General features: G+C 38.8%; 26 protein-coding genes. 3 read left to right on the top strand and 23 right to left on the bottom strand.

From position 1 onward, the window contains the following. The first annotated feature begins 62 nt into the window (after window positions 1-62). Window positions 63-1,745 (top strand): type 2 periplasmic-binding domain-containing protein, encoded by a 1,683-nt coding sequence (locus AC3ITG_RS08065; RefSeq protein ID WP_489253402.1) that lies wholly within the window; start codon window positions 63-65, stop codon window positions 1,743-1,745. A gap of 102 nt (window positions 1,746-1,847) precedes the next feature. Here the strand turns inward: AC3ITG_RS08065 and AC3ITG_RS08060 are convergent, their stop codons facing one another. From AC3ITG_RS08060 to AC3ITG_RS08050, 3 genes are all read right to left on the bottom strand, one after another. Further along, a complete protein-coding gene (locus tag AC3ITG_RS08060; RefSeq protein ID WP_489253401.1) occupies window positions 1,848-2,447 on the bottom strand; it encodes a hypothetical protein in 600 nt (199 codons plus the stop codon). A 200-nt stretch (window positions 2,448-2,647) separates the two neighbouring features. Then, on the bottom strand, window positions 2,648-2,950 hold the full coding sequence (locus tag AC3ITG_RS08055) for a hypothetical protein (protein ID WP_489253400.1): 303 nt from the start codon (window positions 2,948-2,950) through the stop codon (window positions 2,648-2,650). Window positions 2,951-2,986: 36 nt separating this feature from the next. Continuing rightward, window positions 2,987-3,172 (bottom strand): aspartyl-phosphate phosphatase Spo0E family protein, encoded by a 186-nt coding sequence (locus AC3ITG_RS08050; protein ID WP_489253399.1) that lies wholly within the window; start codon window positions 3,170-3,172, stop codon window positions 2,987-2,989. Between the two features lie 164 nt (window positions 3,173-3,336). Between AC3ITG_RS08050 and AC3ITG_RS08045 the strand changes: the two genes are divergently transcribed. After that, window positions 3,337-3,588 carry a helix-turn-helix domain-containing protein gene (locus tag AC3ITG_RS08045; RefSeq protein ID WP_489253398.1) on the top strand — a complete coding sequence of 84 codons (252 nt, stop codon included), beginning with the start codon at window positions 3,337-3,339 and terminating at the stop codon, window positions 3,586-3,588. 448 nt (window positions 3,589-4,036) lie between these two features. Here AC3ITG_RS08045 and AC3ITG_RS08040 read toward each other — a convergent pair whose 3' ends face one another. The 16 genes from AC3ITG_RS08040 to AC3ITG_RS07965 form a co-directional block, all read right to left on the bottom strand. Further along, on the bottom strand, window positions 4,037-4,471 hold the full coding sequence (locus tag AC3ITG_RS08040) for a hypothetical protein (RefSeq protein WP_489253397.1): 435 nt from the start codon (window positions 4,469-4,471) through the stop codon (window positions 4,037-4,039). A gap of 98 nt (window positions 4,472-4,569) precedes the next feature. After that, on the bottom strand, window positions 4,570-6,114 hold the full coding sequence (locus AC3ITG_RS08035) for an HNH endonuclease (protein WP_489253396.1): 1,545 nt from the start codon (window positions 6,112-6,114) through the stop codon (window positions 4,570-4,572). A gap of 520 nt (window positions 6,115-6,634) precedes the next feature. Next, the gene (locus tag AC3ITG_RS08030) at window positions 6,635-7,009 is read right to left on the bottom strand and encodes a hypothetical protein (RefSeq protein ID WP_489253395.1); all 375 of its coding nucleotides are present in this window, start codon (window positions 7,007-7,009) and stop codon (window positions 6,635-6,637) included. 111 nt (window positions 7,010-7,120) lie between these two features. Continuing rightward, entirely contained in the window at window positions 7,121-7,576 is a 456-nt protein-coding gene (locus tag AC3ITG_RS08025; RefSeq protein ID WP_090808350.1) for a hypothetical protein, read from the bottom strand. A 47-nt stretch (window positions 7,577-7,623) separates the two neighbouring features. Beyond that, window positions 7,624-8,097: a hypothetical protein gene (locus tag AC3ITG_RS08020; protein WP_489253394.1), complete on the bottom strand. Its 474-nt coding sequence runs from the start codon at window positions 8,095-8,097 to the stop codon at window positions 7,624-7,626. 19 nt (window positions 8,098-8,116) lie between these two features. After that, on the bottom strand, window positions 8,117-8,791 hold the full coding sequence (locus tag AC3ITG_RS08015; RefSeq protein WP_489253393.1) for a hypothetical protein: 675 nt from the start codon (window positions 8,789-8,791) through the stop codon (window positions 8,117-8,119). Between the two features lie 304 nt (window positions 8,792-9,095). Beyond that, the gene (locus tag AC3ITG_RS08010) at window positions 9,096-9,563 is read right to left on the bottom strand and encodes a DUF4279 domain-containing protein (RefSeq protein ID WP_489253392.1); all 468 of its coding nucleotides are present in this window, start codon (window positions 9,561-9,563) and stop codon (window positions 9,096-9,098) included. 205 nt (window positions 9,564-9,768) lie between these two features. Next, a complete protein-coding gene (locus AC3ITG_RS08005; RefSeq protein WP_489253391.1) occupies window positions 9,769-10,122 on the bottom strand; it encodes a hypothetical protein in 354 nt (117 codons plus the stop codon). Between the two features lie 244 nt (window positions 10,123-10,366). Then, window positions 10,367-10,972 carry an oxidoreductase gene (locus AC3ITG_RS08000; protein WP_489253390.1) on the bottom strand — a complete coding sequence of 202 codons (606 nt, stop codon included), beginning with the start codon at window positions 10,970-10,972 and terminating at the stop codon, window positions 10,367-10,369. 378 nt (window positions 10,973-11,350) lie between these two features. Continuing rightward, window positions 11,351-11,950, bottom strand: a complete 600-nt coding sequence (locus AC3ITG_RS07995; RefSeq protein WP_489253389.1) for a hypothetical protein — start codon at window positions 11,948-11,950, stop codon at window positions 11,351-11,353. Window positions 11,951-12,534: 584 nt separating this feature from the next. Further along, a complete protein-coding gene (gene pyrH, locus AC3ITG_RS07990) occupies window positions 12,535-13,272 on the bottom strand; it encodes a UMP kinase (RefSeq protein WP_489253388.1) in 738 nt (245 codons plus the stop codon). A 293-nt stretch (window positions 13,273-13,565) separates the two neighbouring features. Continuing rightward, the gene (locus tag AC3ITG_RS07985; RefSeq protein WP_489253387.1) at window positions 13,566-15,290 is read right to left on the bottom strand and encodes a helix-turn-helix domain-containing protein; all 1,725 of its coding nucleotides are present in this window, start codon (window positions 15,288-15,290) and stop codon (window positions 13,566-13,568) included. A gap of 45 nt (window positions 15,291-15,335) precedes the next feature. After that, entirely contained in the window at window positions 15,336-16,112 is a 777-nt protein-coding gene (locus AC3ITG_RS07980) for an IucA/IucC family C-terminal-domain containing protein (protein ID WP_064639800.1), read from the bottom strand. A 1-nt stretch (window position 16,113) separates the two neighbouring features. Then, a complete protein-coding gene (locus tag AC3ITG_RS07975) occupies window positions 16,114-17,142 on the bottom strand; it encodes an ABC transporter substrate-binding protein (RefSeq protein WP_064639801.1) in 1,029 nt (342 codons plus the stop codon). A 136-nt stretch (window positions 17,143-17,278) separates the two neighbouring features. Next, a complete protein-coding gene (locus AC3ITG_RS07970) occupies window positions 17,279-17,557 on the bottom strand; it encodes a hypothetical protein (protein ID WP_489253386.1) in 279 nt (92 codons plus the stop codon). Between the two features lie 52 nt (window positions 17,558-17,609). After that, window positions 17,610-17,921, bottom strand: a complete 312-nt coding sequence (locus AC3ITG_RS07965; protein ID WP_489253385.1) for a hypothetical protein — start codon at window positions 17,919-17,921, stop codon at window positions 17,610-17,612. Window positions 17,922-18,058: 137 nt separating this feature from the next. On the opposite strand from AC3ITG_RS07965, the gene AC3ITG_RS07960 reads away from it, so the two are divergent. Further along, window positions 18,059-18,589, top strand: coding sequence for a hypothetical protein (locus AC3ITG_RS07960; protein WP_489253384.1), 531 nt, complete (start codon window positions 18,059-18,061; stop codon window positions 18,587-18,589). A gap of 174 nt (window positions 18,590-18,763) precedes the next feature. Here the strand turns inward: AC3ITG_RS07960 and AC3ITG_RS07955 are convergent, their stop codons facing one another. From AC3ITG_RS07955 to AC3ITG_RS07940, 4 genes are all read right to left on the bottom strand, one after another. After that, window positions 18,764-19,360: a chloramphenicol phosphotransferase CPT family protein gene (locus AC3ITG_RS07955; protein ID WP_489253383.1), complete on the bottom strand. Its 597-nt coding sequence runs from the start codon at window positions 19,358-19,360 to the stop codon at window positions 18,764-18,766. Window positions 19,361-19,543: 183 nt separating this feature from the next. Beyond that, window positions 19,544-20,299: a hypothetical protein gene (locus tag AC3ITG_RS07950; RefSeq protein WP_489253382.1), complete on the bottom strand. Its 756-nt coding sequence runs from the start codon at window positions 20,297-20,299 to the stop codon at window positions 19,544-19,546. 306 nt (window positions 20,300-20,605) lie between these two features. Continuing rightward, complete coding sequence (locus tag AC3ITG_RS07945) at window positions 20,606-21,085, bottom strand: hypothetical protein (protein WP_489253381.1); 480 nt, start codon at window positions 21,083-21,085, stop codon at window positions 20,606-20,608. A gap of 497 nt (window positions 21,086-21,582) precedes the next feature. Beyond that, entirely contained in the window at window positions 21,583-22,017 is a 435-nt protein-coding gene (locus tag AC3ITG_RS07940) for an ApeP family dehydratase (RefSeq protein ID WP_489253380.1), read from the bottom strand. Window positions 22,018-22,027 lie beyond the last annotated feature (10 nt).

Here is a 22,027-nt window from a genome sequence, read left to right as displayed (position 1 = left end):
CCTCCCACCCAAATTGGTACAGTTACACTTGTAAAGATCATACATCGTAGGGGGATTGAACAATGATCAAATTTAAAACATGGTGGTCACTGCTCATGGTTATCGCACTTATCACGATCACTGCGTGCGGCAGTGGCGATACAGCGAGTGACAATGGTACCAAAGATGATACACCGGCGACCGTCGGTTCAGCTGAAGCAGAAGCTGCTTTTGCCAAAGGAAAATACGACCCACCCATCGAATTCAGTTCGGTATTGATGCCGAAGAAATATGTTCAAGGGGATACCAAAGAAAATAACGTACACGATCGCTGGATGCTGGAAACGCTGGGTATGAAGCATAAAGATACCTGGTATCCGGCCAATGACGATCAATACAGACAAAAGCTTCAACTCGCTATCGCCTCTGGCGAGAAGCTGCCTGATTTCGTGTCCGTACCGACCAATGCGGTATTGACCAATCAGTTGATCGACTCCGGTCAATTCATCGCCATCGATGAGTTGTTCGACAAGTACGCGAGTCAGACCCTGAAAGATCACGCAGCAGCACATCCTGAGCTGTGGTATCCGTTCACCAAGGACGGCAAGAAATACAACATGCCGATCATGGAGTACACCGATAACGACGATACGTTGCTCTGGCTCCGCGAGGACTGGATGGAGAAGCTGAACCTGGAAGCTCCGAAAACCATCGCAGACCTTGAGAACATCATGGACAAATTCAAGAACGAAAACCCGGACGGTCTGTCTCCAGACAAAGTATTCCCGCTGGCGATCTCGCTGAAAAATAACACCAACACCTGGATGGGGCAGCTCGACTGGTTGTTCGGTGCATATGGCACAATCGAGGAACAATGGAACAAAGACGCAAACGGCAATCTGGAGTACGGCTCCGTTAACCCGGGTGCGAAACAAGCACTTGCCAAGCTGGCTGAGTGGATGAACAAAGGTTATATCCACGCCGACTCCGCCCTGTGGGACGAAGGCAAATCCGCTGAGAGCTGGACCGCTGGCAAAGCGGGCATTCTGCCTGGCGCAAACTGGGTACCCGACTGGCCTGCACCTGACCTGCTGAAGAACGTACCTGGATCAAAATATAAAGCTTACCCTGTTCCGGCTGGCCCAGACGGCAAGATCGGTACGAAGTGGCAGAACTCTGGTGTCAACGCAAGTATCATGATCAACAAGGATGCGAAGCATCCAGAAGCCATCTTCCTGTACTACAACTACCTGCTCGATAACCTGGCTAACCCGGCTGCGGGCAGTGAGTATGAATACGGCTTCGCCAAAGGTTACGACTGGGATATCATTGACGGACAACCGACCAGTGACAAAGAGAAGATCAAAGACTTCTCCAACGAATTCCCTTTCCTGACTGGCCCAGCACGTATCCCGGATCTGTACATGAAAACACTCGTGAAGCTGGCCAACGGCGAGAAGCCTGAAACACCGTACGAGAAACAAATGGCCGAATTCCGTAAACCGGAAAACTGGTATGCAGGTAAAGTCGTTATGTCGCAAATCGACATTCGTAAACAAAACTATTTCACTGGCGCTGCCACACCAACCATGGTATCCAAATGGAACCTGCTCCGCCAGTCCGAGATGGAAACCTTCAACAAAATCATCTACGGCCAACTGCCGGTTGATGCCTTTGACCAATTCGTCGCCAACTGGAAATCCAATGGCGGTGATCAGATCACGCAAGAAGTGAATGATTGGTTTAAGTCGGTAAGTGCGAAGTAAGAATTTGAAGAAGTAACACGAATCAAAATAAAAGAAAAACAAGCCGAAGCATGCATTGCCATCGCTTCGGTTTGTTTTTCTATATCTAGTTAACCCAGCACTTTAAAATACAGGAACTTCAACAGAATCCGTACCCATAACTCTTTTCCCATTTTTTTCTTCTGATCCGACCTCAATACCAATTTTTAATGAATTAGAGGGGGACATCCCCTTTTTATCGGGACTTAATTCGATCACAATCGTTCCAGTACCTCCGCCATTTGCTATGTAATTTCGTTCTCTCCCAATTTCAATCATCGTGCGCCATGAAGAGTCATCAGAATAATTCATCCAGGTGGATACATACTCAGCAGGCTTTAACTTCGATTGATGTTCAGGGTAACTGCTGGTGATGCTGGAGACACTCCATTGATCAGGGATATAAAATGCAACACCACCCCAGTCAGCGGGGTCAATCTCTACATGTGCTACTATTTTAATATGATCAATATGCTCCTTCTCACCCTCAACAAATATTGATCCTTCTGTCATTGTCTTTAAATTCGTTGATTTGGCATCCAGATCAAAGTTCTTGACTTGAATGATATTGCCATTAACCGCTGGCTCATTAGCTTCATTTATATTGGTATTCAAAAAAAGCAGAATAAACATAATCGCAATAAACATAAAAAGTAAGATTAAGTATTTAGATCTTTTTTTCATAATAACCACACCTCACTTTTACCTTTGTTTCTTTAAAGCTTAACACATCATTAACGCCTTCCTTTCCTTAATTTAGAATTTAGAATTTGGAAAAGTAGAGCATTAAAACCGGAGCGGAAGCGCTAGATTCACGCTTCCGCTCCAGTTTTTAAGTTAAGATCTAGGCAGCTTCCCCTGACTTATAGCTTCGCCTTAGTGGATCAATCCTCTGTATCGGTCTCCTCTGGCATCGACTGACCCAGTAAGGATACTGTGAGTTGAATGCCATCTCGTAGTCCCTGCATATACAACCACTCATTTTCTATGCCTTTGCTGACAATATAACGATTCTCCCACTCGATATATTCAGGTGTCTGCTCGACATCCTTACCTGCAAACAAAACTCCAAACGCTCCGTCTGTTCCCTCACGTACTCGACTCAGTTCAGGATCATGTTCGATCCGGGCAGTCACCTCATCCAGCCTTGCTTGAATCGCTCGTTGCATCCACGGTGGAAAATCCATTGCTTCTCCTCCCCTACGCATTATGTACCTCGCTCATCACCGTACCACTCGACTATGCTTCGCCCTCATTTCACTAACTCGTGCCACCAGTTCGTCCACCCTTCGGCTCTGTTTCTGAACCTCAGGGTTCTCCCACAACGGAATCGCTTGCTTCAAGGATGCCTCACCAAGCTGATTAAGCTTGCGCCGTTCCTCTTCCAATAAGTCAAGCAACCGGCTCATACATCCACCTCTCTGATGGGTCTAAACTGCGCCATGTCTTGTTAAGACTAGACGTGAGCAGTCAATTTTAATGCGATTATCGGTTTATTTTATTTTAATTCGATATACGCATTAAAACAACCATTATTTCTCATACAATTTTGTTGAAATGAGGGGTGTACATAATGAAGCATAGACAAGAACCACCTGGCGACAAAAACATAATCGGCTCCCGAGTCGTAGCTATTCGTAAAAGTAAAGGAATCAAACAACGAGAATTCCTTGCCAGACTGCAAACATTGGGTTTGGATATCAGTCAGACAAGTCTTTCGCGTCTAGAAGGTCAATATCGTCTTGTCCAAGACTATGAAGTGGTGATGATAGCGAAGGCGTTGGAGATTTCTGTGGGTTATTTACTTGGGGAAGAACTTAATTAAATCGTTTTTACGATGCACTAACATTTTGTGCAAAATTAAACATTTTAATATTATTCACAACTCTCTTCTCACCTCAAAAGTGATGCTTATAATGAGCAACCTCTCTTCCTTGAAAAAATGTGAGTGTACTAAAAGATTAGGAGTCCGTTTTTTAGGAATACCAATAAAAAAAGAGAATGCCAAGTTAAAGCATTCTCTAAATATTCATTATAGTTGCTCTTCGCAAATTGCATGTGCAGTAAACTGAAATAATTTATCTTCCAGCATCTCATGTAAACTCTACAGTCTTACGGTGAAGAATAGCATCAGAAGTGAGAGAGATAAACTTCCACAAAATAATTCCCTTAAAATATGCTTGATTGATTTGTAAATATAAGCATTAACATCATTAATTTAAATTCCCCATCTTTTCCCTACTTTCCTCAAACCAACAGCATAGCAAACCTTTCTAAGCTTGCTTTTTAGATCTGAGGTTAAATGCTTTTTTTGTAGTTTTCTCTTCAAGTGCAATTTCAACTAGCCCTAAAAGCATATTTCTAGTAAGTAGTTTAAAAGATATATAAATAAAAAAAACAAGAGCTGCGAATAAAGGAACACAGTATAAGAGAACAAATGAAAGCCCGGTGGAGTTATTACTATCTATTACTGACTTCATTAGAGTGGTAGCCATTGAAAAAATAAATGAAAAAATAATTCCTAAATATTGAGTGTTTTTATATAATTCAATGGTAGCTTTATAATTTCCCTGCGTTATTTTAAGCTTTTCCTCACTGAAACTTCTGTAGTGCTGTAATAATTCCTTATCGTATGAAAGATCTGTGTTTTTATTAAGTTCTTTTTTTACAATATCCTTAGTAATGTATTTTGAAATTACTTTTATCAATTCTTTGTTCCTTTCTAAAAAAAATTTGTCATCATTTCAGTCCTCTTTAAATTATTTTGACGGATAGTCAAGCCAATTGAGATAATCCGCCAAAATATTTAATTTTTATAGGTAGTATTACAATATAAATGAGTAATTTGAGCATTACTTAATGTTGCAACTCCACCATCTTGCTTCCTAATTTTGTGATCGACAGAAATTGAGTTAACATGGATCAAACCATTGCAGATTGGACACAACAATGGATTCTTTAATGCTTCAGCAATGAATGCCGAAGATTTTGTATCTGTAGAAAAGTCTTTTGCTGTGGTTTCATAGTCTGGATTTTCAATTTCAAACTTCAAAAAAGAAAATAATGATGATTTAGTAATCAGTTGTCTAATTTCAATTTCCTTTTTACCTTTTGATATATTATCTATAAGAAACAAATACAATTCAGTAAGTCGCTTATAACCTTTTAATCCACTGCCGTATTTATAATTGAATTGATTCACAAAATCTTTATTGTTTAATAGGATTTTTTCAAACTCTGCTCTACAGTTAGTAAAATTTATAAATTCGTTTCTTTTATCCAATTCTTTAATTAATTCTATTGTTGCTAAAAATGCTGTCGGTTGATATCTACCATTCAAGCTATAGAAATAGACTACTGGATGGAGACCCAATGACCCAGGATGACTACTTGTTAATCTATTAATTATTTTTTTTGTATTATTTATATACTTTACCGTATCATGACCATCAAGATCATCACTAAGTTCGGACTTCACATTATTTGATATATTAACCAAATCAAAAATTAGAGATAATGTTTGAGATGAATATCCTTGTCCTGCAATAGGTAAATCTAAGGTTTTGATTGGCGTTTTATATTCTGGGTCAAATAATGTATTATTAATTTCCTTTGCTGCTTCTTTGATCTGCTCCTGCACTTGCTCATCAAATTTCGCCCAATATTTATGTCCTGTTCCAGCACGAATAATAGCTCGAGCAGCTAAGGCATTTGGTTTATTTCTTGATTGTAAAAGCGTCAATTCAGTTTTATCAATTGGAGATGCTTTCTGATTAATTTTAAAAAATGATGCTTCTGCTATTTTTGAATCCCCTTTAACCCACTGTAACTGAAGTGCCAAAGTTGCTAACCTTTGTGCTCTTTCTAGCATAGTAGTATCTGCTTTGATTGGATTTTTTATTACTTGCTTATGATCTAAATACGATCCAATACGTCTTTTGACTGCTCTTCTAGTTTGCTCTGCTTTTTTTAATTGTTCTTTATCAATAGCTTGTTCAAAAAAAGATTTAGATATAAAACCATCACCGTAATCATCATTCACCCATGAAATCAATGCACTTAACCGATGAGCACCATCTATTACAAAGGTATAAGCCCCTGAATTCCATAGAATAATTGCTGGAATTAGATCTCCGTTAAGGAAACTTTCAATAAAATCACATGTTTTTTCAGGAGACCACTCAGATGTTTCACGTTGAAAATCTGGCTTTCTAAGTACGTTATAAAAAAAAGCTTCTTTCTCTAAATCTCTTATTTGAATAGTTTGTGTGGTTTGTGCAACGTAAGAGGAACTGTCCTTTACTTCGAAATCCTCACGAGATATTAAAGCATCAAGATTTGTTTTAGGCATATGGCCCTCCAATACTAAATTAATAATTGATGCACTCTCTTTTAGAAGAAAGTATCAATACGTATTACTTAACGTATCCATATTCAAAATATCAGAATTTATAAATATTTAAGAAAGTAGACTACGACGTCTGGATATGTAGCTAGTAACTCTGGAAATTGCCAATTCAGGTTACATACATAATAACCCAAATAGTTACATTTGCGAAGATGAATTTTTCGAAAAATTTAGAATTCAAAAACAACATTTTTTTTGAATCGATATCTCACCCTCCTCATAAAGTATAGGAATCTGAGTGAATAAAGATAAAGATGAAGGCTACTCTTCACTAGATAAGAATGGTGTTTATTTGAATAAGAATCAGTTAATATTATATTTGTTACACTTTGTATTTTAATAAAATTACAGCATTATATTCCTAATTTTATATTAAATGTTAATTACATTCTCTTTTTTCACGTATCCGTTTTCAAAAGAATCCACCTGACTCTAAATTATTTTCAAATACAATCACACTCAATCAGGAGGGAGGTCGGAGAATTTCACCTTTCCAATTTACGATGTTTATCTCTTTGTCTTTCAAGAGGCACCAATCAATCATTTCTCCTATCAACTTTGGCGTGATGATCTCATCGCTCCATTTCGGTGTGAGTACTCTTCTGTATCCTATATATTCTGTTGTCCAGCCTTCGAATTCTTCTCCGATGATGACTATATGTGGAGGTTTGTTCTTAACACTGTGTTGTCCCACTTCATAAGTGACGATTAACTTCTTATCCTCAGAAACGATATGTAATTTGATTATTCCTTCATCGTCAATATCCGGTTCAACATACCAATAAAATAATCGATTGGATCGAACGATTTTACGTTTATATTTTTTTCTTACGCCCATAGCTAACCTCACATATTCCTTTTTCTCTGTATGCAGTACTTCAACAGTTTGCCCATCCACATGAACACTTTGTTATCCGATGTTGATGGGCCTTATGATTCATTCATTTTATTACTTTGTTATTCTTTCTTTATTGCCTAATATGACTTCATGAATTTCATCATATAATTGTAAATCAATAAATTCTTCATGAATCCATAGTCCTTCCTCAACATCTCCTCCCCCCATACCTCCACTAATCCCATCACCAGGAAAGAGTTTTTCGTAAAATAGTCCTTGGCCTTCTCCCTCATTACAGTCCCATGCAATGGTATCTAAATCTTTTAATAGAGTATGTAATGTCTCCTCACTGCAATTGACTAGTTTCATAGGGCAAGACAAGTAGATTTGTCCTCCATCATCACCTTCCATAATTACATATGCATCTGGAGTATCTGCAGCTTTCTTAAAACTATCTATAAATTGATTGTTGTGTAGTCCGTTTGCTTCATTAAGGATATGTCGTACAGGGCTATGGTGCTCTGGAATTACACCCATCTGATTGTTTTCCTCTTTTTTTCTTTCCATAAAGATACACCTCTTTGTTAGATATGTTTTCTTGGAGTTATCTGAAATTAGTTATTTACTTCATTCACTTCATTCACTTCATTCATTCCTATGACTTGTTCAATTGCTATATTAAATTCTTTAACATTAATGTTTAACTTAATTATTCCTTCTTTACCAAGCCCTTTTGTATCTAATCTAAAAGTACCCGCCACTGCTTCCGAACTATTACCATCAATTTTCTCATTTATGTTTAATTTAATGTCTCTATCGATTAATTGATTCTGAATATCCTTACTTATGATTGGCTCAACTGTTTTTAGCATTATTGATTTATTGGTTCTATTTCGAAGAGTGAAATTGTATGTTACCACTGTAATGCCTGCATCTTCTTCGCTCTCTCCCAGTCCAAATGAACTTGAGTTTATTATCAACCCGTCCTCAACAATTTTATCCGTCTTCACACTGTATGAAATGCAACCACTTAGGGCTAGTATCATTAAAAGAAATATTAAAATCATTGCATGCTTTTGATTCTTCAATTCAGGAACTCCTTTAGATTTATTTTCCTATTACAAAATCACATAGATTATGTTCAAAGTCATCTGAATTACAATATGGTGGAACAGTTGGGCTATTTCGAACCGTAAAATCAATAGAATACTGATCGTTTGGATACTCTTTAAAGCTCTTATAATATATGAATACTCTTACTTTATACTTAGCTGAAGGTAAGGCATTAATTACGTTATTTAAATCCTCTGATGTTAGTGTTTCATTTTTCTTTCTTAATTTAATCCAAATATCATGTCCATTATCACTCCAGTAACGTAGAGTTTCCGTCTTGCTTTCGTTATAATCAAATTCCAATGGTGCTATTCTTTCAACAAAACCTGTTTTTAAGTCATTCATATAACTTTCTACATAAGGCTTAACGCGGTGTGTTTGATAAGTACCAATCACATTATTAGCCACATCGACAACTGGTAAAGTCAGAATAGCGGTAACAACAATGATTCCAACACTTGGGCCAATATAGGAGTTGGAATTGTAAATGAGTCTGCCAAGCAGTAAAAAAACGATTGTTCCTACTACTGCCAAAGCAGCAACCCCGAAAGCGGCAGGCTTATTATCATTACTAATGAAACCATCGCCAATATTAAAGATAAAAAATATGAATGAATAAAAACATCCAACGCCGACTCCTACAGCAGATAACAAGTAGATTGACTTCAAAAATATTCTCAGAATTACCGCTTCCCTCTAAATCAAATAAAGTCTTTTGCTTAAGATTTAATTAAGACCAGGTATAACTATATTTTCACTGGAGATTATGTACTTTATCCTGGCTATCAATCAATCTTTCTCACTTCCTTTACGGTTTTTCTACTTCTTGAGGATTTCATATAATGTTCCTGTATTCACGATCCAACGTATGCTAAATGTCTGGCTCTTGCCTGATCCAGGGCGAATGCCCGCAGGGTGAATACAATGTTATCTGATGTCCATTCTTCAAAGCGTGTCTTACTAACTTTATTTCTTATTCCAATTCTTCATTATATGGATTGGCATACAAATCAACATCAATTTCAGCATGAATCATATTAACAAATTCAATAAAATCAGAATTCAAATAAAGAGCAGGAGTTTTCCCCTCTTCAATTCTTATTACAATGAAAAATTTCGTAAATAATCGATGTTCAATCCGAATCGAATTGATTTCTTTCACTTTATTTTTTAATAGATCAACTACTTTTGTTAATTGGTGATTTACATCTAATGATTCTTCATACTCTGTACCTAATGTCCATGATGTTTCTTTTATTCGATGCCTTTTGTTAATTATATCGCCTTTATAAGCCGTATTCGTAGGTTCAATTTTAAGTATTGAAGTTACATAATTCGGATCGAATTCATCTCCAAACAAACTAAAATAAGCCATTACTTCGGTTTTGTCTTTCAGGAGTTTCACCTCTTTAAGAATTGATGTATGGATTTCGCCTAACATTCAAAGATTCGCGACTGGCTTCATTTTAGATAGCTCTTATCTTAGGATAAAACCTGTGTGGGTAAGTTATGCTTCTACTGTATCTATTTCATACAATCAAGGGCGTATGCTCGTAGCGCGAAACTTTTGTTATGTGATGTCTCATTCCACCTGAAACACTCCAAAAAATATTGTTTAATCAGAAAATATATACCAAGTGAAATCCTCATTTAATCCAGAAATTTTTAATATCTTCTACTATAATTTCTGAAATATGTTTGGATGAATCCTGCGGGTATAAACATATTGTTACGATAAGAGTTAAACATATCATTAACCCTACAATAACTCGTCCAACGACTCTAAATCCGGTGTATTTAAGCAAATAATAAACTAAACCAGAAGAGATCAGAATAATCATACCATTCATCATAAAGGTTATGGGCAAGCTTATGATTCTTCCTAATCCGGTGTTAGGATATATTAATAAAAGCAAACTCTCTAATACTACAAATGGAACTGACAGTAGAACAATATAAAAAAAATGACTTTTGAATTTCCTCTCTACTACTGAACTCACCTACTTTAACTCCTTTAATTCAATTGCACGTAACGTCTGTGATGCTGCTTCACCTTCATGTAACGCTGTTATATCTATGAACCCTCACTACCTCAAAGATTGCAGCAACTTGCCGCGATGCGGTAAGGTAGTGCAGGGGTTACCTACCGCCTCCACTTCTTCCAATATCCTCAACAGACCAAGAAGCGAAAGCAACGGCGTAGATATGTTGTTATCTAGATATCAATTAACTTCCAAAAACTACTTATAAGTTGTATTTCATTTTAATTCTTTCATATAACTTATAATCCGTATTTCTATTTACAATCTCTCCAATTAACTCTTTCCATTTATTTTCAATCCACTTAGGACTTTGTTCTTTCAGAATATCCTCGTTAAATTGACTATCAATATACTCCAAATCTTGCTTAAGAACTCCTATATCCTTAATCAGTTGATTTCTCGATTCTTTTTCTAGCGATATCTTATTCAATAATATTTCGCCTATAATTTCTACTCTTATATGCGTATACATATCTCTAAACACATTATAGATTAAATAGGTTGAAGATAATTGATCTTCCCGGAAGTCGGATTTCAGAAAGACGAATGATTCTTCACCCACTTTCAAAGATAATGCCACATTTCCTAATGCGTGTATGACTGTTTCCTTCGAAGAATTGTCCTCTAAGCTTTTTATCACATTATCTAAATTGTAGATTGATTCTTTTATACCAATTTGAGTTCCATGATTCAGTTTAACCGTGTAATCAACTTCTTGATTGTCTTTGTACGCTTTGAATTGATAGTTGAAGTACATGCTTATTATCAATCCAACCATTAGTATGATTATTGCTATGTTTTTTCTCATTGAATCACCTCGTAATCATGTCATTGAATTCATATAATATCTAATTTTTTTTTGCATTTCTAACATACAACAAATTCTATCTACTAGTGCCTGAACTACGTATATGATAACCCATATTGTTACATTTAAGAAGGTGAATTGGCGAATAAGGGATAATTATTAGTTTTCTCAAACCCTTATCCATACGGATCAAAAGAAGAAAACGATAATTATTCAAAATTAGTAAAGGCACGGGTTTTACTCGCAAATATCCAGTTAATACACTGCATTTTACTCGTTTACGACATAAACAAGAAAAGGTCAACCTAAAGAGGCTGACCTTTTCTTGTTTAAAAATTAGCACAGAACTTATTACATAAACTTAATTCATTTAATCAGTTAATCAATAATTTTTTTAAGCTCAAAAATAGTTGCCTCTGATAACAAGATAAGCCTATCGTTATTAACAGCTAAAAAGCTTAAACTTACAGGTATGCTCATTTTTGTAGAAGAGTCACTTATATCTATTGCCTTTATTTCATCATTTATATGTAAGTCTGGGATATCTATTTTATAATATCTATAAAAAGAGTCAGAGTTATAGCATGTCGCCGTAATCTGATATAATGGATTTTTTAGTTCATATTGATATTTCTTATACTTTTTAAGTCCTTTTGATGAAAAAAAGTCTTTTTCGATTATAATTTTATCTCCAATAAATTTTTGCCCTGTTGGATATTCAGAAGCATCATTATATGAATTTGCAAATCCTAAAAGCTTCTCAACTTTCCAAGTTCCATAGAAATATTTTTCAGTTTCACTATCCAAGCTTATACGGTCTACCGTACAATAATCGGATGTGTTTTTTTGAATAATAGCCTCCTGAGTTTCAGGTTTAGGCTCACTAGAAGTATTGGGATTGGATGTCTTTTCAACATTTCCACAAGCCGATGCTAGCATCAACATTATCATCATACAAGCCAATATTGTTTTTTTCATATCTCACACTCCTACTATGAAGTTATGATTTCGCATGTTTACTCGCTTGTTAACTGAATTAATCCCCGTATGGATTAAAATCTTCTGTTCCTTCTTTTTATATCACCATGTGCTACAAGCTACTTCCATACAGCGAATAATTCTTCACTACTGTATAACAAATGGGGCGATACTTTTTCTTTACTTTCCGATGACTTTAAAGTTTTGCCTCAGTGTTTTGTTCTGGTTGAGTTGTTACTTGTTTACTGAGAGGTTCGCTCTAGCAGAAATTATATCAGAGCAATTGAAGCGAGGAATGACATAAAATTCACATTATTTATGAATAAGGTTAACTTTATGTTATCTAAATCACAAACAACAATTTCCAATCTAACCCATACACTTGCACTTGGTAACAGCAACGCTGGTATTACCCCGACTTAAAGGATTCTGAATATCTAACTTGCTTTAAGCTTGGGAGGTCTGACTTTGTGGAACCATAAACAAAATCCCACTCCATGCCCGAGTGGGATTTTGAATAGAACTTCTCTTTTGTGGAACTATCGTTTCGCTAAATCAAGGGAGAGTAGTATTGCTAACATATTTCATTCCAACTCTGAAACTGATTCACCACTAATTATCGTACCGTTATTCATACCTTCACAAATTTCTTTCATCGAGCCTGGTTTATCGAAGTTAAACACATGCATTGGCAAATTGTAGTCTCTTGCTAAAATGAAAGCTGATTGGTCCATTACCTTTAAGTTGTGTTTTAAAACGTCGTTGTAATGAAGCGAACGAAATTTCCTTGCATCTTTATCAAACTTAGGGTCTGCATTAAGAACACCATCAACACCTTGCTTTGCAACTAATAAAGCGTCACAATTAACCTCGATGGCTCTTTGTACTGAAGGATAGTCTGTTGTAACGTAAGGTTGACCGTTCCCCCCTGCAAAAATTACAATATAGCCTTTTTCTAGATGGTGGATTGCTCTTAGACGGATGTATGGTTCTGCAACTGAAGTAATAGGTATTGCCGTCATTACTCGTACTTCCTTTTTGGTCTTGGCTTTAAGAACTCCACGAAGCATTAAACTATTTACTACAGTCGCAAGCGTCCCAATGTTATCAGCTTCTGCCCTTTCTATCCCCCAGCTTTCCGCCATATTACCTCTGAAAATGTTACCCCCACCTATAACTAACGATACTTCAACGCCTAAATTTACTACTGACATAATTTCATCCGCAATATGGTCTAACCTTTCTGGCTCAAAACCAAATTCAGAGTTTCCTGCTACTGCTCCACCACTTAGCTTAACGAGAACCCTTTTGTACCTTGACAATTATTACACCCCCATAAAATAAAAACACTAAAGCAATAAATGCTTTAGTGTCCTAATGGAATGGAAATATGAAATTACGCAAGTCGACTGAATGTAAGTCTTCCGTTTCCACCTCATACCCCCACCCCTTCCATGTTTTTCCGTTAAGTAATTTTACATTACGTGAGACTAAATTGCAATTACCGTCAATATTAAATCTGCAAGCAATTTCAATAAGTTATAATATGATTTACGATGAGCCGTATCAAAGAGCTACCTTGCCGCTTTACAAACAACAAAAAAATCATAACCCCTCAAGCCAACAACGCCTGTTCAATCTGATCCACAATGCCATTGATGCCTGTTGGTCCATAACAGCCGATCCATGTCGCGGCATCGACCGAGTGTATGTGCTGGCGCTCACTCGCATCGAGCATCCCCCAGACACGCTGCTCTGTCGCGGATATTATTCCCTCTTGCATCATTTCATTGCTAAGCAAAAAATAGTGGCTGGCATGTACAGCTGGTAGTCTTTCAACTGAAATATGATAAGCTGTGTCGGAAGTATCTGCCACAAATGATGGAGCAGGTAAACCTAGGTCACGGTACAGCACTGCACCGGTACGATGCGAGGCAGAATGTACGCGAACCAGAGAATCTAGTGGACGAATCAGTGCTACGCTCTTACCTGCGAGGACTGTTGCAAGTTCTTCTGACAGCAATGCGGTTCGTCGATGATAATCCGCAAGTATTCGCTTTGCCTCTGCTCGCTTACCTGTCAGTTCACCGAACAGGCTCAGAATGGTCTGCCAGCTCTCATTGCGTTTAAACATGAGAACTGGAGCGATTCGGCTTAACCGTTCATAGTGCTGATCATGCACCTCGGTGCAAATAATCAGATCTGGAGACAGTCGTTCCACAGCAAGCAGATCGGGGTACTCATACGTTCCGAGCAATTCGGTATGCTGAAGTCCTGCCCGGAGCGATTGAGGGAACGTTAACACTGCACTTCCCACTCCTACACTTCCTGCTGGATGCAACCCAAGCGCAAGCAGGTGATCGGCATATTGCACATCGAGTACGGCGATACGCTGTGGAGCACTGGTGACAGGATATTCACCTCGCATATGGCATATCACCGGGCCTTGGCCCGACTCGTACGAAGAAGCCAATCGATTCCGCAGCAAGGAATGAGCATAGTTTGCATCTGTTTCCGAAGCGGCAGCAAGCCGATAACGCAGCGGAGGAACGCCATAATATTTCTTAAACGCCCTACTGAAATAATACATGTCACGGTAGCCCATTTTGTCAGCAATTTCCCCAATGGGAGCATCCGTATGATGCAGCATCCGCGAAGCATTTTCCATGCGTAGCTGGATGACGTACTCCATCGGTCCGAGCTGCTTCTCTTGTTTGAATCGTCGCTGCAACTGTCTTACACTGCACCCAGCGAGGGCTGCCAGCTCTTTAAGCTCCAGATTCTGACGATAATGCGATGATATATAGGAAGCGACAACATCCACCATGTCGGACTCTGCTCCGCCTTGACCACATTCATACTCCATGATCAGTTCGTAGATCATCACCTGGAGCAACGCATTGGCATGAAAACGTTCCAGCCCTTCGCCACGACGCCATTTGGCAACGATTTTTTCCGCATTCTCGATCCATTCCGCTTGAGTCACAGGGTTCTGAATAAACGAAGTTTGCAGTGGGTGTTTGCGATACGAGGGTATAACATGAGAGGCTCCTTCCATGGAAGAAGCCTTATACTTGATCACGATATAATAAAGTTCGTCTGATCTGGCGGTCAGCGTGAAGGATGTGCCCTCCACCACATGACAGGCAAAAGAAGCTCCAATGTGGCAAACCTCACCATTCATTGCAAGCTCCCCTTCCCCTCCGCATGCCAGCAGCAACACATTTGAAGTTAATTGAGTTTCGCTAAGAACACTGCCTGTCTGCAAAGTACCGCTATACCCGTCAAGCATCTTGATCGTCGTATCACTCCATAGACTTGTCTGTTCTTGCAGCGGCATTTCTCTCATCTCCTGACAATAGCAAAGGTAAAGTTGTTGCTGTTGTCATTTTAATTGAGATTTATTCTCATTGTCAATTTTCGGACATTTTCTGCAATATTCCCCTGACATTTGATAATAAAAACAACAGGTGATCCGCTCGCTTTTGGCAACGTAGCCATTGTCTTTGCATTCGGTGAAGCGAGTTAACGGATTCTTTCTCACGCCGAAAATCTGCCCGGATGCCACCTGCGTCAGATAGGCAAAGTCTGCCTGAATTTGCTCTCTTTCCTGCTCCGTCTCGTTTTCATCCGTTGTGTATAGGCGGCCAATGCGTACCATGATATTCTCCCAAAGGATACTCATGGAAAGTGGAGCAATCACAGCAAGCATCTTTAACAGCGGTGTAAGCTGTACCGCAAACATCTCCTCGACCACCTTTTCCCGCCATACTGCCCTGTCTCCCGCTAGTCCTTCAGCCTGAAGTCCATTTACCGCTAGAAAAGGAAATCGTGTGCCGCCCTTATGATCTGAGAGCGCCGGATGATAGAGAAAGCTGTTCTCCAGCTGAAACGAGACATGCTGATGATGAAAAGTCATCGCTATCACCAGAGGCGCGGTCCACAGATAGCCAATTCGCTTGGCTAACATCGAAGCGGCAACCTTCATGTCAGGTGCATCGATATACTCCTGAAACCAGCTGATATACTCACGACATGCTGCTTCGTCATGCAACTCACTCAAGGCAATGGTACGGACACTATGTTCAGGCGGCTCACCAAGCAAAATCGAATGATCCTTCACTGTCTCTTTCCATAAGTCTGTCGAGAGATAATGGGTCATATTAATTCGATCCGAGCAGAGCTTCCGATGCCTGATCTACAATTAGATTAATCGCAAGAGGTCCGTAATATGCGATCCAAAGTGTTGAGTTTACGTCATACGTGCGGTTATTTTTCACAGCATCAAGGGACTTCCACACCGGATTACTTACCATAGCCTCAGCTTCTGCCGCAAACAGTTCATCTGACAGTACAAAATAACGATCTGCGCCAATCTCAGGCACCTTCTCCATTGAGATTTCAACAGAAGTATCATCCTTGATTCCCTCAACCAGTGCAGGCATATTCAAGCCCAGATCCTGATACAGAATAACACCTGTACGATGCTCAATCCCATGAACACGGATGCCTTCTTTTCTCGGACGAATAAGGGCTACCGTTTCATCTCCCATTTTCTCTGACAACTTCGCCTTCAATCCAGCGACTTTGTCCTCATATGCAGTGCGTACTTTCTCGGCCTCGTCCTGCTTGTCTGTAATCTTAGCAACTGTGGCTAACGTATCACGCCAGTCTTCGTAAAAATCAAGTACCAGGGTAGGTGCAATTTTGCTCACACTCTCGTACTGCTTCTCCTGGAAGTCCGTCATGATAATCAGGTCTGGATCTAGTTCTACAATCGCTTCCAAATTAGGCTCGTCCCGTGTACCCAGAACCTGTACGTCACTCGGCTGGTCACCTAAGTATTCTGGAAAATCGGTATTGCCTCCAGCGATAACACTGCCAGCCGGCTTCTCGCCAACGGCTAACATTTGATCCAGGAATTTGACATCAAGCACAGCAATGGTCTTTGGTTTTTCTTTTAGCGTGAGCTCACCCTTCATGTGTTTAATCGTTACAGGAAAAGCTCCGTCCGTCTGAGTTCCTTCATTCGCTGGCGTTGCCGCAGACGGCTTGCCGCTATCTGTACTTGTTCCGGCACCGCAAGCCGTCAGGACAAGAATAAGGGCTAACATCAAGCCCATGAATAATCGTGATTTGTGAGCAGTATATGCCTTGCTTCCGGCAGCCTGCCCCTTTGTTCCTTGATTCATGATGAATCCCCCTTATGTATAATACTGATAATGATTTTCATTATCGAAACATAAAGAGAGTATAAACGATCTCCGCATCGCGTTACCATGTACTTTTGCGACATTTGAGTCGGACTAATGCGACATCACCAGCCGTTTATCCGCCCTTTAATTTCTCAGCGATATACGCTTGCAGTCGGTAGATGTCTGAAAGGAGCTCTTCTTCCTCCGGCGTATTTCCATACTCCCCTAGCCAGCGCGGTGTGCGGATATGCCAATCGTTAGACATGTATTGCTGTTTATCTCGATACACTAGAACATGCTCCAAGAAATACTCTAAAGAGCCAAAAGATTGCTTACGACTGTCGTTGATGATGGATTGTGTTTTCTCAATGATTACCTGTAACATGTTTTGGATATGATCTTCTGGATTCATAGAGTTGCCCTCCTTATCATCATTTCAAGATGTATAGCTTCATCCAAGCAAACTAGCAATCAATTTCTCTGGATGGATAACAGCAGACGATTGAACCGACGGGTATTTCATTCGGGGAAATCTCTCTCCCCAAACAAATACCAATATTCTTTTTACCGGCTATAGAATGATGAATTTGAGAAGAGATTACTTTATACACCTGCTCTTGCCCATCCGTTTTTTTGATGATAATCCGGTTACCTATTCTTTCTTTGATCGTTGAAGGGAACAGTTCATGAAACTCTTCATTAGCCCCCATAACGATGGTTCCGAATTCAGGTGTATCGAAGACCAAACCCACACCAAACAGCATTTTAGTTTCCATTCGGTGACCACCTATCTTCAAGCGTAATGAATATAATTCACTTTCACTCATTTAAAATCCATTATATGGTTTAATAATGATTATCATCAAAATACAAAACGGAACGGTCTAACAATTAAAGATGGTAGGGATGTTATGTGAAAAGAAATGTTATCATTTTACTTCTATCAGTCATCATTATTCTAGTAGGGATTTATTGGTATGCAGACAGAGAACTCATCTCTCTTAAAACAGGATCTACATTACCATTACAATGGGAAGATCCATATAATAACCATGAAGTGCCAATTCAACTTACAGATCAAAAACAGACTTTGTCTGATTGGAAAGTACATCTTACAAAGCTCTACTACTTGCCTAATTCAAAAAAACTGCAATTTGGCTTATGGTACAGTAAAAGAGAGTACCAACCGAATCCATCTGAAAAGATTCCAGATCGAATTTTTCAAGTTACGATCCGAGATAAAAACGGACAATTGTATGATCAAGATACCATTGTTAAAGCTGAAGGCGTGTTTGATGAGTTTCAACGCAGGTCGATTTCTATTGATTTAGACAATCAAGAATCTATAGAATTAACGATTTCCTTGATTGAGCAAAATGGAACAACCGTAACCCCGATGGAATCAACAACTATTAACGTACCTTTAGACAAAATAAAAAAGTGAAAAGCTTAACTTAGCAGTTTACTCAACGCTTTGTGTAGGGAGAATCTTTTCTTTATTGTGAGAGTTCGAAAAAAAGAAGCCGGATATTTAATTCACCGGCTTCTTTTTTCTCAAGTAAAACGAAGTGCAGTATCGCCTAAAGCATGAATATGATGTTATTTAGGCATCGATGTTCTATGAAACACTAACCTCTCTTCTACTTAATTTCTTAAATGCCGAGTATTCCTGACTAGAATTTATATAACTTAATATCTTTTCCGCACATGCAGCTGAGCTAAGCTCTTCCGTATTCACTTCCAGATCATATTCATCATAGGAGTATATGTAGTCGAACTGGGAATGGGCAAGTCCAATCGCGCGATCTCCTCTGCTCTGCTCTCTTCTGGTGAGTTCTTCTTTCGAGCAGTGTACACCTACAAACAATATCGGATAATCCGAAAGCAAATCATAAAAACCGTTAAACCACTTATCATTGCTGATGACCGTATCCACGATGACATTCAAACCCATCTCCGAAAACAGTTTAATGGTTGCACAGTACAACGAATTGATGGGGTCGAACAGGATATCTGTCATCACATGGTGTTCCACTTCTCTTGTTGGTTTCATATCTGGGTATGTATTGTCGATAAACTGATCATAATTTTGGGCAAATTGATCTACAGACAGATGATGAAACGGAACCTCTCCCTGATTTTTCAATTCCATCGCGATGCTCGTCTTTCCCGCACTTGACGTTCCGTTCAAAAATATAATGAGTCCTCGTTCCATATCTATCACCCTTATCTATAAAATTGGCATTACCTTTCAGATCACATTGTTGTTTTGCTAAGTCCAAGCTGGCCTGTAAGTCACTTAATTGTGCTCATACCATGGGCTCTAACTGACAATGAACTTCCTCCCTATTGCTTCGTATCCTTTTTACAAGTTCGGTCAAAACAATCGTAGCGGTTATTAACGTTTGCCAATGAATAGCTTATTTTGAGTCCAATGAAGACTATAGCCATAACGGTATAGCTCAAAGTAAGGATACAGACAGTCTTCCGCCTCCTGTAAATTTTGATAGCGGGGCCATTGTAAATAATAGGATACCCAATAATCGCAAGCGATGGAATAGTACGCTTCGCTCAATAGCTCGATATTTTCGCAGTAATCGCTACGTGAACGGATGAGCTCACCGAGCGCTTCGTAAACGACCTCGCTATCTTCTTCATCCGTACCTTGAATCAGTCTTTGCTCTAACTTGCCAATCTCACCCCGCGGTAATACAACAACCTCCTTTACACATGCCAAAGCCCGGAATGTTTCCTTCGCTGAGTCCGCCTCTTCATCTTTCTCGGGCACCATGGAGAACAGGTTCTTCAATCTTTTAATTAGTTCCTCCCCCAGACCACGCAACGTTCCTTCGGAAGCATCCTCATTTCCACCGTTGAAATAACCTGGCACATACTCGCCGGCGAAGTCCTCAGGATTCAACATCTCATAGATCGGACGTATTCTATCCAAAAAGCGTTGGCCGTCCAGAATCGGCTCAAACACACGTTCCACACCTGTTCCAGATGGCATGAACCCTTGAAAAAAGCCGTAGAGATGATCTGCTTCGACCTCCATATCATCATCTGGTTCTATTTCTTCTCCGCTCAGTGCTAACAAATAGCGCCCATACTCCTGTTGATCAATTTGTACCATCCCCTCTCTCTGTTCAACCAAATTATCACTCTCTCTATTCTTCCGTAATCCTGATCCTTATCAGCTTTAGCCCCAATGGTTCCTCTCTGAACAATGAAAACTAAATCTAACGGAGCGAGGATAAGATAATGTCTTTATTCAAAAAGAAATATGTACGAATCTCTGTATTGTTCATATTATTGATCTCTGTTGGAACAAACGTATATTTGAGAAGAAGTACCATTTGAATTAAGGTTTCATCACATCTTAACTGTTGGGTTAGACTATCCCTATAGCGGTCAAATAGCGGCGATTGATAAAACCAAACGCCCATCTCCTCCTTACAATCTATTGCGTTTGTTTATCAAGGCTTACGTTAAATGATGAAATTATCGATTTTTGTCTAAAATCATTCGGTACCACTATAAACTCCACCGTTAGATTTATAGAATCAGGCAGATCAATTTGATTTATATTCTCACTACCAATTAGGTAATAATGCTTTTCGTCTAATTCTATCAATCCTCCACCTGTTGACCCAGAAGTTGAAATTAAATTTCCGTCATTATAAAGCTTACAAGAAATATTATACTCCTTCAAACTGAACCCTTTCACTTCATATCCAACCTTTATTTGACTTGCCGTGTAATCAGCATTTCGTAAATTAATCGTACCACCATCAACCATTTTGCTCTGAATTTCAATATTCGCTTTGGGCATCTCTGGTTGTTTTAATAAATAACCCACTTTAAAATACCATATAGCACTAAATACAACGACAACAAGTATAATGATAGCAATAATAGACTTCTTTTCTTTTTTATTCACAATTCTTACTCCTTACATCTACAGTCTATCTAAATTTCTTTTCCAAATCTGTGTTTCAAATAGTTGCAATATTTTTTTTCATTTAATCATCCCATATTCGTGCAATTGATTTCTGATAAAGTTATTGTGTTGCTGACGTCGATTCCCCTTAGAAAGCTCTTTTCTTAGGGGATCAATGTGTCTGCATGACTCTGCTTCCTTGAATCTCTTTCGGGCAAACCGAGCGGCGAAGCCATGAAGCTGGAATACTGTGTTACCATATTGGATTCTTACTTCCGATCTGTCATTTAATCTAATTGCAATTCCTGATGCAAAGATAATTGTTCCATAAATTTCTCTTCTGAATCGTCTGTTAAAAACGAGTAAAGAACAGTGCAGTAAATATCATGAACGCAGCAATCAAACTTATTATTGCTTTGTTATTGATTGAACTCATCACTTGCCCCTACCTCTGGCCGGTACCAAGGGCGTCAGCCCGCAGCATGAATCCTCTGTTATCACAAGTTGTTGTTTTCTTCGGATTGCTTAATAGTAGGTTGTAAATATATCATGATTTCTTCTGCATTTATAATTACTTGATTTCCTACCGAGGCTACTCCTCTTCCCACTACAAATCCACGCTTGTTTTTAATGATCTCATAGTATAAATCTATCCGATCTCCCGAAAATGCTTGACCAATCACTTCAATTCCTTTAAGTGAAGAAAGAAATCCTACACCATTCTCTTCTGAAATGACTGCAAAAGCACCTAACTGAGCCAAAGCCTCTATTATCAATGTACTAGGAATAACAGCATTCCGTTCATTCATATACCACTCATTATTTGAAACATTTTTATATCCCTTAGCCCATTTGTTTTTTTCGACTTCCAGTACTTTATCAATTAACAAAAATGGATACCTATGAGGCAGAATATCTTGAATATTAATCATTTAAGAGACT

Source organism: Paenibacillus sp. GL_099_B (assembly GCF_057835695.1).
The sequence above is the reverse complement of the archived record's forward strand: the minus strand, read 5'-3'. Positions and strand labels throughout refer to the sequence as shown.

Excerpts from the sequence above, each read along its gene's own strand:
- AC3ITG_RS08060 (WP_489253401.1), bottom strand. The coding sequence starts at position 2,447 with ATGAAAAAAAGATCTAAATACTTAATCTTACTTTTTATGTTTATTGCG.
- AC3ITG_RS08035 (WP_489253396.1), bottom strand. The coding sequence starts at position 6,114 with ATGCCTAAAACAAATCTTGATGCTTTAATATCTCGTGAGGATTTCGAA.
- AC3ITG_RS07940 (WP_489253380.1), bottom strand. The coding sequence starts at position 22,017 with ATGATTAATATTCAAGATATTCTGCCTCATAGGTATCCATTTTTGTTA.
- AC3ITG_RS07980 (WP_064639800.1), bottom strand. The coding sequence starts at position 16,112 with ATGACCCATTATCTCTCGACAGACTTATGGAAAGAGACAGTGAAGGAT.
- AC3ITG_RS07985 (WP_489253387.1), bottom strand. The coding sequence starts at position 15,290 with ATGCCGCTGCAAGAACAGACAAGTCTATGGAGTGATACGACGATCAAG.
- AC3ITG_RS07955 (WP_489253383.1), bottom strand. The coding sequence starts at position 19,360 with ATGGAACGAGGACTCATTATATTTTTGAACGGAACGTCAAGTGCGGGA.
- AC3ITG_RS08055 (WP_489253400.1), bottom strand. The coding sequence starts at position 2,950 with ATGGATTTTCCACCGTGGATGCAACGAGCGATTCAAGCAAGGCTGGAT.
- AC3ITG_RS08000 (WP_489253390.1), bottom strand. The coding sequence starts at position 10,972 with ATGAGAAAAAACATAGCAATAATCATACTAATGGTTGGATTGATAATA.
- AC3ITG_RS07970 (WP_489253386.1), bottom strand. The coding sequence starts at position 17,557 with ATGAATCCAGAAGATCATATCCAAAACATGTTACAGGTAATCATTGAG.
- AC3ITG_RS07975 (WP_064639801.1), bottom strand. The coding sequence starts at position 17,142 with ATGAATCAAGGAACAAAGGGGCAGGCTGCCGGAAGCAAGGCATATACT.
- AC3ITG_RS08025 (WP_090808350.1), bottom strand. The coding sequence starts at position 7,576 with ATGGAAAGAAAAAAAGAGGAAAACAATCAGATGGGTGTAATTCCAGAG.
- AC3ITG_RS08045 (WP_489253398.1), top strand. The coding sequence starts at position 3,337 with ATGAAGCATAGACAAGAACCACCTGGCGACAAAAACATAATCGGCTCC.
- AC3ITG_RS07965 (WP_489253385.1), bottom strand. The coding sequence starts at position 17,921 with ATGGAAACTAAAATGCTGTTTGGTGTGGGTTTGGTCTTCGATACACCT.
- AC3ITG_RS07995 (WP_489253389.1), bottom strand. The coding sequence starts at position 11,950 with ATGAAAAAAACAATATTGGCTTGTATGATGATAATGTTGATGCTAGCA.
- AC3ITG_RS08030 (WP_489253395.1), bottom strand. The coding sequence starts at position 7,009 with ATGGGCGTAAGAAAAAAATATAAACGTAAAATCGTTCGATCCAATCGA.
- AC3ITG_RS08010 (WP_489253392.1), bottom strand. The coding sequence starts at position 9,563 with ATGTTAGGCGAAATCCATACATCAATTCTTAAAGAGGTGAAACTCCTG.
- AC3ITG_RS08050 (WP_489253399.1), bottom strand. The coding sequence starts at position 3,172 with ATGAGCCGGTTGCTTGACTTATTGGAAGAGGAACGGCGCAAGCTTAAT.
- AC3ITG_RS08065 (WP_489253402.1), top strand. The coding sequence starts at position 63 with ATGATCAAATTTAAAACATGGTGGTCACTGCTCATGGTTATCGCACTT.